Source organism: Nostoc sp. UIC 10607 (assembly GCF_047228265.1).
GTDB lineage: Bacteria > Cyanobacteriota > Cyanobacteriia > Cyanobacteriales > Nostocaceae > Nostoc > Nostoc foliaceum_A.
In genome coordinates this window covers 1-401 of the sequence record NZ_JBIQNW010000263.1, presented here as the reverse complement: position 1 = coordinate 401, position 401 = coordinate 1, and the positions used below count along the sequence as shown (strand labels likewise).

Sequence of the window (401 nt, the reverse complement as noted above, 5' to 3'; positions counted from 1 at the left end):
TAGAGCAACAAATTGAGTTCTCCCGTGTCACTGTGTTCTCAACTTGAGACTCCGGAGAGTTTTCTGCACCACTAAGCCCGCGGGTACAGGAATTCATGACTACATTTATTAGTGAGAACTACGAAACCCTTAAACAACGAGGGCGACTCAGGGTCTATGAATCTTTCCGAATTGCCTGTGAATCCCAATCTCCAAAAATTAACCCACCTAGTTTTAATCGATTCTGCTTAGAAATTCAACGTCGTTCGGGTTATGAGCAAACATTAAAACGTCAAGGAAGACGAGCAGCAATACAAAAATCAGACTTTTATTGGCAGTTAGAGTTAACCTGACTTTTCCCGTTAAGTCTCTTTTGCAAGCTGCCAGCCTTCACAAAGGTCGTGTAATTTTAACCAGCCTCG

The 401-nt window shown here is 42.6% G+C and carries 1 protein-coding gene; it reads left to right on the top strand.

What is annotated here, in order from left to right; all coding sequences use genetic code 11:
• Positions 1-95 precede the first annotated feature (95 nt).
• The gene (locus ACEYW6_RS36700; protein ID WP_412983679.1) at positions 96-332 is read left to right on the top strand and encodes a hypothetical protein; all 237 of its coding nucleotides are present in this window, start codon (positions 96-98) and stop codon (positions 330-332) included.
• Positions 333-401 lie beyond the last annotated feature (69 nt).